The sequence below is a fragment of the Streptomyces sp. NPDC050546 genome (assembly GCF_044457425.1).
Classification (GTDB): domain Bacteria; phylum Actinomycetota; class Actinomycetes; order Streptomycetales; family Streptomycetaceae; genus Streptomyces.
This window is the reverse complement of record NZ_JBITGX010000032.1, coordinates 49,540-63,684: the sequence shown is the minus strand read 5'-3', so window position 1 is coordinate 63,684 and position 14,145 is coordinate 49,540. Positions and strand designations below refer to the sequence as shown.

The following is a 14,145-nucleotide window of genomic DNA, read 5'->3' as shown; positions in this document are numbered from 1 at the left end:
GGCGGGCCGCGTGCCGGCCCCCCCTTTGTGCCGGGGGGTGGTGTGGGGGGGGGGGCGTAAGCCCCCCGGGCCGGGGGGGGGGCGGGGGGGGCCGCCCCCCCCCCCCCCCCCCCCCCCCCATTTCCGCGCTCCGGGCCGGGCACACACCCCAGGGGCCCCTGGACACGTGCTGAGGTTAGGCTAGCCTAAGCTTGAATCCAGCCAAGCGGCTGTCAGCCGTGCCCGCAGTGGCTCCGTACGCACGAAAGCAGACTCAGCCATGTCGAACGCCAGAACCGCCCGCTTCTCCCGACGCGGCATCCTCGCCGCCGGGGGTGCCCTCGGACTCGGCGCCCTCGTGACCGCCTGCGGCAGTGGAGACTCCAAGGACGGCGACTCGGACGCGGCGGCGGGCGGCAAGTCCGGCCCCTGGTCCTTCAAGGACGACCGCGGCAAGAACGTGTCGCTGAAGAAGACGCCCGCGAACATCGTCGCCTTCACCGGCGTCGCCGCCGCCCTCCACGACTACGGCGTCTCGGTCAAGGGCGTCTTCGGCCCGACCAAGACGCAGGACGGCAAGCCCGACGTCCAGGCCGGCGACATGGACATCAGCAAGGTGACCATCCTCGGCAACACCTGGGACCAGTTCAGCGTCGAGAAGTACGCCGCCCTCGCCCCCGACGTGCTGATCAGCACGATGTTCGACGACGCCGGCACCCTCTGGTACGTCCCGGAGACCTCGAAGGACAAGATCGCCAAGCTTGCCCCGAGCGTCGGTATCTCCGTCTACGACCGTCAGCTCACCGAGCCGCTGCAGCGCATGTGGGAGCTGGCCGAGTCCCTCGGCGGCGACGTGAAGTCCGCCAAGGCCACCGACGCCAAGAAGCGGTTCGAGGAGGCCTCCGAGCGGCTGCGCAAGGCCGCCAAGGCGCACCCCGACATCAAGGTGCTGGTCGGCTCCGCGAGCCAGGAGCTCTTCTACGTCTCCGGCACCAACCTCTCCGTCGACCTGGAGTACTTCAAGTCCCTCGGCGTGAACTTCGTCGAGCCGCCGGAGAAGGCCAAGGCGCAGGGTGGCGGCTGGTTCGAGAGCCTGAGCTGGGAGAACGTCGACAAGTACCCGGCGGACATCATCATGATGGACGACCGCTCCTCCGCGATCCAGCCGGCGAACATCTCCGAGGCGACATGGAAGAAGCTGCCGGCGGTGAAGGCCAAGCAGGTCATCTCGCGGTCGGCCGAGCCGATTCTGTCGTACGACAAGTGCGTGCCGATGGTGGAGAACCTGACGAAGGCCATCGAGAGCGCGAAGAAGGTCAGCTAGGCGTTCAGCGCCGTGGGGGCTGCGCAACGGCTGCGGCTGCGGGCCGTGTGTGGCTTGTCGCGCAGTTCCCCGCGCCCCTGAGGGGCGTCGCCCACCGCCCCTGACCACACATCAGGAGTCTGTATGACCACCGCCGTAGCCGCTCCCTTCCGCTTCTTCTCACTCCAGGTCGTGCGGACGAGGCGGCTCGGTCCGTCTCTGGTCCGTGTCACGTTCGGCGGGCCCGATCTGCACGCCTTCCACTCCGACGGGCGTGACCAGTCGCTGTCGCTGTTCCTGCCCCACCCCGGGCAGCCCGAGCCGGTCGTACCGCTCGAGCTCGGGGACGGGTGGTGGCAGGGCTGGCGCGAACTCCCGGACGACGTACGGGCCGTGATGCGGTCGTACACCCTGCGCGCACTGCGCCGCGACCCGGACGAGATCGACATCGACTTCGCCCTGCACGGCATCGAGCCGGGCGCCACCGTCCAGGCCGGTCCGGCCTCCCGCTGGGCCGACCGGGCCGCCGCCGGGGACCGGGTCCTGCTGCTCGGGCCGGCCATCGCCGACAACCGGGCGATCCGCTTCCGGCCGCCCGAGGACACCGACCTCGTGGTCGTCTGGGGTGACGAGACCGCCGTACCGGCCGCCTCCGCCATCGTCGAGGCACTGCCGGCCGGAACCCGTGCCCGGGTCTGGCTGGAGGTCCCGCACGCCGGGGACATCCAGGACCTGGCGACCGAGGCCGACGTCGAGATCACCTGGCTGATCCGGGAGGAGGAGCGGACCGTCGAGGGCTCCCCCATGGTCCTCGACACCCTCCGCGACACCCAACTCCCGCCCGCCGAAAGGCCGTACGTCTGGATCGCCGGCGAGTCCGGCTGTGTGAAGCAGCTGCGCCGGCACTTCGTACGGGAGCGCGGGATCGACCGCCGCCGGGTGACGTTCGTCGGCTACTGGCGCCGCGGAGTGAGCGAGGAGCAACTCCGCGCGGAAGGATGACCGCCGTTCATCGATGACCCACGCGTGACCACAGTCACGGCAGAGCCAGCCCTCCCCCCATGCAACTTAGGTTAGGCTTACCTAAGTTCAACCCCCGCGGCTCAGCCCACCCCTGTCCCGACCGGACTGTCCCCACCGGAGGACCCCCACATGCGCTCGCACCTGCTCAACGACACCACCGCGGAGCAGTACCGCCGCTCCGTGACCGACGGAGTCGAGCGGGTGGCCGCCAAACTCGCCGCCACCGACCGGCCCTTCACCGGCGTCAGCGTCGACGCCCTCTCCCCCCGCATCGACGAGATCGACCTCGACCAGCCGCTGCACGACACGACCGCGGTGCTCGACGAACTGGAGGACGTCTACCTCCGGGACGCGATCTACTTCCACCACCCCCGCTACCTCGCCCACCTCAACTGCCCGGTCGTCATCCCGGCCGTGCTCGGCGAGGCGGTCCTGTCCGCCGTCAACTCCTCCCTGGACACCTGGGACCAGTCGGCCGGCGGCACGCTCATCGAGCGGAAACTGATCGACTGGACGAACGAGCGCATCGGCCTCGGCCCCGCCGCCGACGGCGTGTTCACCTCCGGCGGCTCCCAGTCCAACCTCCAGGCGCTGCTGCTCGCCCGCGAGGAGTCCAAGACCGACTCCCTCGCCAAACTGCGCATCTTCGCCTCCGAGGTCAGCCACTTCAGCGTGAAGAAGTCCGCGAAGCTGCTCGGACTCGGCCAGGACGCCGTGGTCTCCATACCCGTCGACCACGACAAGCGCATGCAGACCGTCGCCCTCGCCCGCGAGCTGGAGCGCTGCAAGGAAGCCGGCCTCGTCCCCATGGCCGTCGTCGCCACCGCCGGCACCACCGACTTCGGCTCCATCGACCCGCTGCCCGAGATCGCCGAGCTGTGCGAGCAGTTCGGCACCTGGATGCACGTCGACGCCGCCTACGGCTGCGGTCTGCTCGCCTCCGTGCAGCACCGGGACCGCATCGACGGCATCGAGCGCGCCGACTCGGTCACCGTCGACTACCACAAGTCCTTCTTCCAGCCGGTGAGTTCCTCCGCCGTGCTCGTCCGGGACGCGGCGACCCTCCAGCACGCCACCTACCACGCGGAGTACCTCAACCCGCGCCGGATGGTGCAGGAACGTATCCCCAACCAGGTGGACAAGTCCCTGCAGACCACCCGCCGCTTCGACGCCCTCAAGCTGTGGATGACGCTGCGGACCATGGGCGCCGACGGCATCGGGCAGCTCTTCGACGAGGTCTGCGAGCTGGCCCGGGAGGGCTGGAAGCTGCTCGCCGCCGACCCGCGCTACGACGTGGTCGTGGAGCCGAGCCTGTCCACCCTGGTCTTCCGCTACATCCCGGCGGCCGTGACCGACCCGTCCGAGATCGACCGCGCCAACCTCTACGCCCGCAAGGCCCTGTTCGCCTCCGGTGACGCCATCGTCGCGGGCACCAAGGTCGGCGGCCGCCACTACCTGAAGTTCACCCTGCTCAACCCCGAGACGCAGGCGTCCGACATCGCCGCCGTCCTCGATCTGATCGCCGGCCATGCCGAGCAGTACCTGGGAGAGTCCCTTGACCGCGCGTCCTGAAAACCCGACCAAAACCCATGACTTCGTGGGCATCGGGCTCGGCCCCTTCAACCTCGGCCTCGCCTGCCTGACCGAGCCGATCGACGCACTCGACGGCGTCTTCCTGGAGTCGAAGCCCGACTTCGAGTGGCACGCGGGAATGTTCCTCGACGGCGCCCACCTCCAGACCCCGTTCATGTCGGACCTGGTCACCCTCGCCGACCCGACGTCCCCGTACTCCTTCCTGAACTACCTGAAGGAGAAGGGCCGGCTGTACTCGTTCTACATCCGCGAGAACTTCTACCCGCTGCGCGTCGAGTACGACGACTACTGCCGCTGGGCCGCGAACAAGCTGAGCAGCATCCGCTTCGGCACGACGGTGACGGAGGTCCGCTACGAGGACGACCTCTACGTCGTGCACACCGAGGCCGGAGACGTCTACCGCGCCCGCCGGCTCGTCCTCGGCACGGGCACCCCGCCCTACATCCCCGAGGCCTGCCAGGACCTGGGCGGCGACTTCCTGCACAACTCCCGCTATCTGAGCCACAAGGCGGAGCTGCAGAAGAAGGACTCGATCACCCTGGTCGGCTCGGGCCAGTCGGCCGCCGAGATCTACTACGACCTGCTCAGCGAGATCGACGTCCACGGCTACCGGCTGAACTGGGTCACCCGCTCCCCGCGGTTCTTCCCGCTGGAGTACACCAAGCTCACGCTGGAGATGACGTCCCCGGAGTACGTCGACTACTTCCGCGAGCTGCCGGAGGCGACCCGCTACCGCCTCACGGCCGAGCAGAAGGGCCTGTTCAAGGGCATCGACGGCGACCTGATCAACGAGATCTTCGACCTGCTCTACCAGAAGAACCTCGGCGGTCCCGTCCCCACGCGGCTGATCACCAACGCCTCGCTGAACAGCGCGACGTACGAGAACGGCACATACACCCTGGGCTTCCGCCAGGAGGAGCAGGGCAAGGACTTCGAGCTGGACTCGCAGGGCCTGGTGCTCGCGACCGGCTACAAGTACGCCGAGCCGGAGTTCCTCGCCCCCGTCAAGGACCGCCTGGTCTACGACTCCCAGGGCAACTTCGACGTGGCCCGCAACTACGCCGTCGACGTCACCGGCCGGGGCGTCTTCCTCCAGAACGCCGGCGTCCACACCCACAGCATCACCAGCCCCGACCTGGGCATGGGCCCGTACCGGAACGCGTACATCATCCGGGAGCTGCTCGGCAGCGAGTACTACCCGGTCGAGAAGACCATCGCGTTCCAGGAGTTCGCCGTATGAGCGCCACCACCGGAATCGGCACCCTCACCGTCCGCCCGCTCGACCCCCTGAAGGACGCCGAGCTGCTGCACTCCTGGGTCACGCACCCCAAGGCGTCCTACTGGATGATGCAGGACGCGAAACTACAGGACGTCGAGCGCGAGTACATGCGTATCGCGGCGCACGAGTACCACCACGCGTACCTCGGTCTGCACGAGGGCCGCCCGGCGTTCCTGATGGAGTCGTACGACCCCCGGTACGTCGAGCTGGAAGGCCTGTACGACCCGGAGCCCGGCGACGTCGGCATGCACTTCCTGGTCGCGCCGACCGACCGGCCGATCCACGGCTTCACCAAGGCCGTCATCACCGCCGTGATGGACGAGCTGTTCGCCGACCCGCGCACCCGCCGGGTCGTGGTGGAGCCCGATGTCAGCAACAAGGCAGTACACGCGCTGAACGAGGCCGTCGGCTTCGTTCCCGAGCGCGAGATCGACAAGCCGGAGAAGCGCGCGCTGCTGAGCTTCTGCACGCGTGAGCAGTACCTGGCGGCCCGAGGAGTAGCGATATGACCCTGTCCGACGCCGTGGCGCACCTGTCCCCCGAGCGCTGGGACCAGGCCAACCGCCTGCTGATCCGCAAAGCCCTCGCCGAGTTCGCGCACGAGCGGCTCATCACCCCCGAGAAGGACGGGGAGCGCTACATCGTCCGCAGCGACGACGGCCTCACCCAGTACGCCTTCTCCGCCGCCCGCCGGGCCCTGGACCACTGGCAGGTCGACGCCGGCTCGATCACCCGGCACCGTGACGGTGCGGAACTCCCCCTCGCCGCCCTGGACTTCTTCATCGAGCTGAAGGACACCCTGGGCCTGAGCGAGCAGATCCTGCCGGTCTACCTGGAGGAGATCTCCTCCACCCTCTCCGGCACCTGCTACAAGCTCACCAAGCCGAAAATCACCGCGGCCGAGCTGGCGCGCGGCGACTTCCAGGCCATCGAGACCGGTATGACCGAGGGCCACCCCTGCTTCGTCGCCAACAACGGGCGGCTCGGCTTCGGCATCCACGAGTACCTGTCGTACGCGCCGGAGACGGCGAGCCCGGTCCGGCTCGTCTGGCTCGCGGCCCACCGCTCGCGGGCGGCCTTCACGGCCGGTGTCGGCATCGAGTACGAGTCGTTCCTGCGCGAGGAGCTGGGCGCCGAGACCGTCGAGCGCTTCCACGGCGTCCTGCGCGACCAGGGCAAGGACCCCGAGGACTACCTGTTCATCCCGGTCCACCCCTGGCAGTGGTGGAACAAGCTCACCGTCACCTTCGCCGCCGAGGTCGCCCGCGGGCACCTGGTCTGCCTGGGCGAGGGCGGCGACGAGTACCTGGCCCAGCAGTCCATCCGGACCTTCTTCAACAAGACCAGCCCCGAGAAGCACTACGTCAAAACCGCGCTGTCGGTCATCAACATGGGCTTTATGCGCGGTCTGTCGGCCGCCTACATGGAGGCCACCCCGGCGATCAACGACTGGCTGGCCCAGCTCATCGAGGGCGACCCGGTGCTGAAGTCCACGGGCCTGTCGATCATCAAGGAGCGCGCGGCGGTCGGCTACCGGCACCTCGAGTACGGGCAGGCGACCGACCGCTACTCGCCGTACCGCAAGATGCTCGCCGCGCTGTGGCGGGAGAGCCCGGTGCCGTCCCTCCAGGAGGGCGAGTCGCTGGCCACGATGGCGTCCCTGGTCCACGTCGACCACGAGGGTGCCTCGGTCGCGGGCGCGCTGATCGAACAGTCGGGCCTCACCCCCACGGAGTGGCTGCGCCACTACCTCAGGGCCTACTTCACGCCCCTCCTCCACAGCTTCTACGCCTACGACCTGGTCTTCATGCCGCACGGCGAGAACGTCATCCTCGTGCTGGAGGACGGGGTCGTGCAGCGGGCGATCTACAAGGACATCGCCGAGGAGATCGCCGTCATGGACCCGGACGCGGTCCTGCCGCCGACGGTGGAGCGACTGCGCGTCGAGGTCCCCGAGGACAAGAAGCTCCTCTCCATCTTCACGGACGTCTTCGACTGCTTCTTCCGCTTCCTCGCGGCGAACCTCGCCACCGAGGGAATCCTGGAGGAGGACGACTTCTGGCGCACGGTCGCGGACGTCACCCGCGCCTACCAGGAGTCGATGCCGGAACTCGCCGACAAGTTCAAGCAGTACGACATGTTCGCCCCCGAGTTCTCCCTCTCCTGCCTCAACCGCCTCCAGCTCCGCAACAACGAACAGATGGTGGACCTCTCGGACCCCTCCGGCGCCCTCCAACTGATCGGCACCCTCAAGAACCCCATCACGGAGTTCTGACCCCCAAGCAGACGAGCACCCCGGAGTACGGTCCTCCGGGGTGCCCGTCATGCCCTTCTTTTGCCTTAGGGGCGCGGGGAACTGCGCAATCTTTTAGGGGCGCGGGGAACTGCGCGACAAGCCCCCACGCACCCGCAGACGAATCACCGCCCGGCGGAGCCCCACGGCACCTGCGGCGACCGATACCACTCAATCCCCAGCGCATCCCACCGCTCAGCCTGCGCAGCAAGCCGCACCTTGTACCGCTCCCAGTCACGCGACGAAGCCGCCGACCACCCCAACTCCGCGACCCCCGGCAACCGCGGAAACGCCATGAACTCGATATGCCCTGAATTCTCCAGCGTCTCCGACCACATGGGCGCCTCGACCCCCCGCACGGCCCCACCCGGCACCCCCGGCAGATAAGCCCCGGGATCCCAGTCGTAAGACCGCTTCACCTCAACGTACCCCGCCCACGACAACCCCAACGGCGTGTCCTTCGTGTACTTCATGTCGAGATAGACCCGGTCCGCCGGGGACAGAATCAGCCCGGTCCCACCCTGCGCGGCCTTCACCACCCGCGCCTTCTCCTCCGCACTCGTGCTGTCGAGCCCCCAGTACTGCGCGAGAGCCCCCTTAGCGGGGGTCGCCCCGGTCAGCTGGTGCCAGCCCACCACCGTCTTGCCGTACTTCGCGACGACCGGCTGCACCCGGTCCATGAACGCCACGTAGTCCTCATGGCTCGTGGAGTGCGCCTCGTCGCCCCCGATGTGGAGGTACTTGCCCGGAGTCAGCGCGGCGAGCTCCCGCACGACGTCATCCACGAAGTCGTACGTGATCTCCTTGCCGACGCACAGCGAGCTGAAGCCGACCTCGGTCCCGGTGTAGAGCGGCGGAGCGACACCGTCGCAGTTCAGCTCGGCGTAGGAGGCCAGCGCCGCGTTGGTGTGGCCGGGCATGTCTATCTCGGGGACGACCTCCAGATAGCGGGAGGAGGCGTACCGCACGATCTCCTTGTAGTCGGCCTTGGTGTAGAAGCCGCCGGGGCCACCGCCGACCTCCGTCGAACCTCCGTAGGCGGCCAGCCGAGGCCAGGAGTCGATGGCGATGCGCCAGCCCTGGTCGTCGCTGAGGTGCAGATGCAGCTTGTTGATCTTGTAGAGGGCCAACTGGTCGATGTAGCGCTTGACCTGGTCGACGGTGAAGAAGTGCCGGGAGACGTCGAGCATGGCGCCGCGCCAGCCGTAGCGCGGGGTGTCCTTGATCGTGCCGCCGGCGACCAGCCAGGGGCCGGGCTGGACGGAGTCCTTCTCGACGGCCGCCGGGAGCAGTTGGCGCAGGGTCTGCACGCCGTGGAAGAGGCCGGCGGGCCTCGCCGCGGTGATGGTGACGCCCTTGCGCCCGCTGTCGAGCCGGTAGCCCTCGGCGCCGAAGGGGCCTTCGGCGAGCCGCAGCTGGATGCCTCCGGCGCCACGGTCGGTGACGGGGAGGCGGTAACCGGTGGACGGCCGGAGGATCTTCGCGAGGTACTCGCCGATGCGCCGGGTCTCGAGGGAACCGTCGACGCGTATGTGCGTGCCGCGGGTGATCCGGTAGGCGGACCCGCTCGGGGCGGCCGAGGCGGGCGCGGGGACCACACGGTCCAGCGGAGTGGGCGAGGCCGCCGGTGCGGGGGCGGCTCCGGTCACGGAGACGCCCATCGCGACCAGCAGCAGGGAACCGAGAAGGCGGAGCGTTCTGTGGTGCTGTCTCACACGGCCGTCTCTCACAAGCGTGTCCCTTCCACGAGCCATTGAGCCCTAAGAGGTCTGGACCACTCTCTCGTGAGACTGGTGGAACAATCCACCCCATGGCGGAAATCATCCAGAAGGACGGCACATGGGCCTTCGACAGCGACGCCCTGCGACTGACTCCCGGACGGGACAAGAACGTCAGCCTGCTGCGCAGGGAGCTGGGTGAACTGGTCGTCCCGCTCGGGGCGTTGGCGGGGATCTCGTTCGAGCAGGGCAAGAGGAGCGGGCGGCTGCGGCTGCGCCTGCGCGACGGTGCCGATCCGCTGCTGCACGCGACCGGCGGGCGGCTCACCGAGCCCCATGACCCGTACCAGCTGCTCGTCGAGTCCGACCGCTACGGGGTGGCCGAGTACTTCACGGACGAGGTGCGGAGCGCGCTGCTCCTGGACCAGGTGCCGGCCGACCCGGTGACCGCGTACCTGCTGCCGGGGCCCGCCGTGCCGCTCTCGGTCTCCGCCGGGGACGGCACCGCGAGTTTCGACGGTGAGCGCATACGCCTGGAGTGGAACTGGAAGACGGAGGACGCCAAGGCAGCCGCCGGCGCCCGCACGCTCGCGCTCACCGACATCACGGCCGTGGAGTGGCAGCCGGCGGCCGGCCTGGAGAACGGCTACGTCCGCTTCACCGTGCGGAACGCGCCCACCAAGGCCCCGCCCAAGTACGACCCCAACTCCGTGGAGCTGTGGGGCTTCAAGAAGGACCCGCTGATGGCACTGGTCGCGGCGGCGGTCCAGGCCAGGCTTCCGCACCCGGCCGGGACCACCGCCGACGTACCGGAGGCGCGACCGGAAACGCCTTCTCTTCCGGTCGCGCCCACGGAGGACGACCACGACGCCTTCCTGCGCCGCCTGCGCGAGCTCGGCGAACTGCACCGCACGGGCGTCCTGACGGACGACGAGTTCGCGCTCGCGAAGCAGGCGATCCTCAAGCGGATGTAGCGCCCCTGGACGCTACTTGGCCCGGCGCGCCACCGTGAAGTGGTCCACCTGCTCACCGCTCTCGGCGATTCCGCGCACCTTGAGCGTGGCCGTCCGCCCCTTCGGCGCGGGGGTGACGTCCACGCGCAGGAAGGAGTAGTCGAGGTAGCGCACCCGGGACCAGGCGACGGTCTCGTTCTGCTTGCCGCCCTTGACGTTGACGAACGAGGCCACGGAGTCCACGTTCTGCTCGTAGCCCTCGTAGGACAGCGGGGCGCTGAAGGCGTACAGGCTGCGGCCCGCCGCACCGGCCGTGACGTACACGACGCCGTCGGTCTCGGGGTAGGCCGTGCCGCCGATGGGCAGCTTCTTGGCCACCTTGTTCCCCTTGATGACGTCCGTGCGCTCGTACTGGTGGTTGTGGCCGTTGATGACCAGGTCCACCGTGTACTTCTCGAACAGCGGCACCCACTCCTGGCGCACGCCCCCCTCCGAGGCGTGCGAGGTGGAGGTGCAGTAGGCGCAGTGGTGGAAGAAGATCACGATGAAGTCGACGTCCTTCGACGCGCGGTACTTCTTCAGCTGGGCTTCCAGCCACTTGGTCTGGGTGCCGCCCGAGATACCGAGGTTGGCGGGGATCTCGAAGGAGATGTCGTTGGCGTCGAGCGAGATGACCGCCGTGTTGCCGTAGACGAAGGTGTAGACGCCCGGCAGGTTCTTCTTGTCGGGGCCGTTGCCCGGGAGGTTCCAGCGGGCCTCCTCGCCACCGTAGCCGTTGGGCGAGTACCAGGCCTCCATGTCGTGGTTGCCGTAGGCGGGCATCCACGGGACGGACTTGGCGACGGACTCGGTCTGGGCGAGGAACTGGTCCCACACGCGCGAGTCGAAGCCGGTGTCGTCGGTCCTGCCCTGGCCGGTCGGGTCGCCGTACGCGATGTCGCCCGCGTGCAGGTGGAACGCCGGGTTCTGGCCGAGCAGCAGGCTGTTGTTGGCGAGCGCGTGGTAGCTGACGCCCTCGTCGCCGAAGGCCGTGAAGGTGAAGGGCGCCTGGTGCGCGGGGGCGGTGGTGAAGGTGCCGAGGGTGCCCAGCAGGTGCGGGGCGGCCGGGTCGAAGCCCTGGTGGCCGACGCCGTAGTAGTACGTCCGGCCCGGGCGCAGATGCGTCAGCTCGGCGTGCACGTAGTACTGGGTGTGGTTGCCGCTGGCGCCGACTCCGGCGGGTGTGAAGAGGGTGCGGACCTCGGCGTCGATCTTCCGGGAGAGGTCGGTGGGGTGGGCGCCGATCCGGATGAACGGCTTCTTGACGGCGACCGGGACCTGCCAGGAGACGGTCATCTCCGTGCGCGGGTCGGCGCCGTAGGCGAGGTGGCGGCCGAAGGGGGCGACGAAGGCGCCGTCGACGGTCTCGGTCGCGGGGGCGGTGCGGGCGGTCGGTACGGCCGCCTGGGCGGTGGCACCCGGAACGAAGGCGCCACCCGCGACGGCGCCGAGCGTGACGGCACCGCCTCTGATCATCGTGCGCCGGGAGAATCTGGCGCGCAGGTACTCGTGCTGCTCAGCCATGCTCATGCGCTCGGCGAGCCGCTCGGGTACGCCCATACGAGGTATGTCCATGGCGCCACAAATTGCTCCCCTGACACATCCGCCCGGGGAACAATCACCCATCAGACTCCCATGGGCGTCCCATAAGTGTTCCAACACTCATCTGCCCGAAACCGGGCAGATTTCTTGCGAAAGTACTGCCGGTGCCTCAGGATCTAGCGAGTGCACGACGAACTCGTTGATCATCTGACGCGGTCCAGCCCCCTCAGCCGGGGCGAGGCGCTGCGCGTGATCCAGGACGTGCTCGCGTACTTCGACGAGACGACCGAGGAGTACGTCCGTCGCCGCCACCGTGAGCTCCAGGCCCAGGGCCTGGTGAACACGGCGATCTTCGAACGGATCGAGGCGGATCTGAAATATCGCGTGGTGGCACCGCCGGAACTCTCGCTCCGGCAGCTGCGACGCATCGTCTACGGCTAGGAATACGTATCTATGTGCGGAATTGTCGGCTACATCGGCAAGCGTGACGTCGCTCCCCTGCTCCTGGAGGGCCTCCAGCGCCTGGAGTACCGCGGCTACGACTCCGCGGGCATCGTCGTCACGTCCCCGAAGACGTCGGGCCTGAAGATGGTCAAGGCCAAGGGCCGCGTGCGCGACCTGGAGGCCAAGGTCCCGGCCCGCTTCAAGGGCACGACCGGCATAGCCCACACCCGCTGGGCCACCCACGGCGCCCCCTCGGACGTCAACGCCCACCCGCACATGTCGGCCGACAGCAAGGTCGCCGTCGTGCACAACGGCATCATCGACAACGCCTCCGACCTGCGCCGCAAGCTGGAGGCGGACGGCGTCGAGTTCCTCTCCGAGACCGACACCGAGGTGCTGACCCACCTCATCGCCCGCTCCCAGGCGACCAAGCTGGAGGACAAGGTCCGCGAGACCCTCCGGGTCATCGAGGGCACGTACGGCATCGCCGTCATGCACGCCGACTTCCCCGACCGGATCGTCGTCGCCCGCAACGGCTCCCCGGTCGTCCTCGGCATCGGCGAGAAGGAGATGTTCGTCGCCTCGGACATCGCCGCGCTGGTCGCCCACACCCGCCAGATCGTCACCCTGGACGACGGCGAGATGGCCACCCTCAAGGCCGACGACTTCCGCACCTACACCACGGAGGGCACCCGCACGACGGCCGAGCCCACCACCGTGGAGTGGGAAGCGGCGTCGTACGACATGGGCGGCCACGACACCTATATGCACAAGGAGATCCACGAGCAGGCCGACGCCGTGGACCGCGTGCTGCGCGGCCGCATCGACGACCGCTTCTCCACCGTGCACCTGGGCGGCCTCAACCTGGACGCCCGCGAGGCCCGCCGGATCCGCCGCGTGAAGATCCTCGGCTGCGGCACCTCGTACCACGCGGGCATGATCGGCGCCCAGATGATCGAGGAACTGGCCCGTATCCCCGCCGACGCCGAGCCCGCCTCCGAGTTCCGCTACCGCAACGCGGTCGTCGACCCCGACACCCTCTACGTCGCGGTCTCCCAGTCCGGCGAGACCTATGACGTCCTCGCCGCCGTGCAGGAGCTCAAGCGCAAGGGCGCACGGGTCCTGGGCGTGGTGAACGTGGTCGGTTCGGCGATCGCCCGCGAGGCCGACGGCGGCATCTACGTGCACGCCGGGCCGGAGGTCTGCGTGGTCTCCACCAAGTGCTTCACCAACACCACGGTCGCCTTCGCCCTGCTCGCCCTCCACCTGGGCCGCACCCGTGACCTCTCGGTCCGGGACGGCAAGCGGATCATCGCGGGCCTGCGGAAGCTGCCCGCCCAGATCGCCGAGATCATGGAGCACGAGGAGGACGTCAAGAAGCTGGCCCTGCAGTTCGCCGAGGCCCGCTCGATGCTCTTCATCGGCCGCGTCCGGGGCTACCCGGTGGCCCGCGAGGCCTCCCTGAAGCTCAAGGAGGTCTCCTACATCCACGCCGAGGCCTACCCCGCCTCCGAGCTCAAGCACGGCCCGCTGGCCCTGATCGAGCCGGCCCTCCCGACGGTCGCGATCGTCCCCGACGACGACCTGCTGGAGAAGAACCGCGCGGCCCTGGAGGAGATCAAGGCCCGCAGCGGCAAGATCCTCGCGGTCGCCCACCAGCACCAGGAGAAGGCCGACGAGACGCTCGTCGTCCCGAAGAACGAGGACGAACTCGACCCGATCCTGATGGGCATCCCCCTCCAACTCCTCGCGTACCACACGGCCTTGGCCCTGGGCCGGGACATCGACAAGCCGAGGAACCTCGCCAAGTCGGTGACAGTGGAGTAATCGGCCTTCTTGTCAGGGGCGCGGGGAACTGCGCGATCAACCCCCACGCACCCGCACAGGCCAAACAAGAGGACGGACCCCCACGCGCTGCCACCAAGCGCACAGGGGGTCCGTTTTCACACGCCGGGGCCGCCCAATACCCCGGCATCGGC

At 68.8% G+C, this 14,145-nt stretch carries 11 protein-coding genes; 9 read left to right on the top strand and 2 right to left on the bottom strand.

The features are described from left to right. The first annotated feature begins 259 nt into the window (after nucleotides 1-259). From ACIBK5_RS43365 to ACIBK5_RS43340, 6 genes are all read left to right on the top strand, one after another. A complete protein-coding gene (locus ACIBK5_RS43365) occupies nucleotides 260-1,303 on the top strand; it encodes an ABC transporter substrate-binding protein (RefSeq protein WP_399028990.1) in 1,044 nt (347 codons plus the stop codon). A gap of 123 nt (nucleotides 1,304-1,426) precedes the next feature. Then, nucleotides 1,427-2,284, top strand: coding sequence for a siderophore-interacting protein (locus tag ACIBK5_RS43360; RefSeq protein WP_399028988.1), 858 nt, complete (start codon nucleotides 1,427-1,429; stop codon nucleotides 2,282-2,284). A gap of 150 nt (nucleotides 2,285-2,434) precedes the next feature. Continuing rightward, nucleotides 2,435-3,877, top strand: a complete 1,443-nt coding sequence (gene desA, locus ACIBK5_RS43355; protein ID WP_399028986.1) for a lysine decarboxylase DesA — start codon at nucleotides 2,435-2,437, stop codon at nucleotides 3,875-3,877. After that, nucleotides 3,861-5,138, top strand: coding sequence for a lysine N(6)-hydroxylase/L-ornithine N(5)-oxygenase family protein (locus ACIBK5_RS43350; protein WP_399028984.1), 1,278 nt, complete (start codon nucleotides 3,861-3,863; stop codon nucleotides 5,136-5,138). Before desA ends, ACIBK5_RS43350 begins: the two co-directional genes overlap by 17 nt. Continuing rightward, nucleotides 5,135-5,686, top strand: coding sequence for a GNAT family N-acetyltransferase (locus ACIBK5_RS43345; protein ID WP_399028982.1), 552 nt, complete (start codon nucleotides 5,135-5,137; stop codon nucleotides 5,684-5,686). The genes ACIBK5_RS43350 and ACIBK5_RS43345 overlap by 4 nt, the downstream gene beginning before the upstream one ends. Then, complete coding sequence (locus ACIBK5_RS43340) at nucleotides 5,683-7,452, top strand: IucA/IucC family protein (protein ID WP_399028979.1); 1,770 nt, start codon at nucleotides 5,683-5,685, stop codon at nucleotides 7,450-7,452. The genes ACIBK5_RS43345 and ACIBK5_RS43340 overlap by 4 nt, the downstream gene beginning before the upstream one ends. Before the next feature lie 143 nt (nucleotides 7,453-7,595). Here the strand turns inward: ACIBK5_RS43340 and ACIBK5_RS43335 are convergent, their stop codons facing one another. Further along, entirely contained in the window at nucleotides 7,596-9,185 is a 1,590-nt protein-coding gene (locus ACIBK5_RS43335; protein ID WP_399028977.1) for a beta-N-acetylhexosaminidase, read from the bottom strand. Nucleotides 9,186-9,280: 95 nt separating this feature from the next. On the opposite strand from ACIBK5_RS43335, the gene ACIBK5_RS43330 reads away from it, so the two are divergent. Further along, entirely contained in the window at nucleotides 9,281-10,162 is an 882-nt protein-coding gene (locus ACIBK5_RS43330; protein WP_399028975.1) for a DUF4429 domain-containing protein, read from the top strand. A 12-nt stretch (nucleotides 10,163-10,174) separates the two neighbouring features. On the opposite strand, the gene ACIBK5_RS43325 is transcribed toward ACIBK5_RS43330, so the two are convergent. Next, nucleotides 10,175-11,740, bottom strand: a complete 1,566-nt coding sequence (locus tag ACIBK5_RS43325; protein WP_399028998.1) for a fibronectin type III domain-containing protein — start codon at nucleotides 11,738-11,740, stop codon at nucleotides 10,175-10,177. 165 nt (nucleotides 11,741-11,905) lie between these two features. Here ACIBK5_RS43325 and ACIBK5_RS43320 point away from each other — a divergent pair, with 165 nt between their 5' ends. Together ACIBK5_RS43320 and glmS are read left to right on the top strand one after the other, a co-directional pair. Next, a complete protein-coding gene (locus tag ACIBK5_RS43320; protein WP_399028973.1) occupies nucleotides 11,906-12,163 on the top strand; it encodes a hypothetical protein in 258 nt (85 codons plus the stop codon). A gap of 12 nt (nucleotides 12,164-12,175) precedes the next feature. Then, entirely contained in the window at nucleotides 12,176-13,993 is a 1,818-nt protein-coding gene (gene glmS / locus ACIBK5_RS43315) for a glutamine--fructose-6-phosphate transaminase (isomerizing) (RefSeq protein ID WP_399028970.1), read from the top strand. Nucleotides 13,994-14,145 lie beyond the last annotated feature (152 nt).

Bases quoted from the DNA above. Each gene is read 5' to 3' on its own strand.
- ACIBK5_RS43365 (WP_399028990.1), top strand. From the start codon at position 260: ATGTCGAACGCCAGAACCGCCCGCTTCTCCCGACGCGGCATCCTCGCC.
- ACIBK5_RS43360 (WP_399028988.1), top strand. From the start codon at position 1,427: ATGACCACCGCCGTAGCCGCTCCCTTCCGCTTCTTCTCACTCCAGGTC.
- desA (WP_399028986.1), top strand. From the start codon at position 2,435: ATGCGCTCGCACCTGCTCAACGACACCACCGCGGAGCAGTACCGCCGC.
- ACIBK5_RS43345 (WP_399028982.1), top strand. From the start codon at position 5,135: ATGAGCGCCACCACCGGAATCGGCACCCTCACCGTCCGCCCGCTCGAC.
- ACIBK5_RS43340 (WP_399028979.1), top strand. From the start codon at position 5,683: ATGACCCTGTCCGACGCCGTGGCGCACCTGTCCCCCGAGCGCTGGGAC.
- ACIBK5_RS43330 (WP_399028975.1), top strand. From the start codon at position 9,281: ATGGCGGAAATCATCCAGAAGGACGGCACATGGGCCTTCGACAGCGAC.
- ACIBK5_RS43325 (WP_399028998.1), bottom strand. From the start codon at position 11,740: ATGGGCGTACCCGAGCGGCTCGCCGAGCGCATGAGCATGGCTGAGCAG.
- glmS (WP_399028970.1), top strand. From the start codon at position 12,176: ATGTGCGGAATTGTCGGCTACATCGGCAAGCGTGACGTCGCTCCCCTG.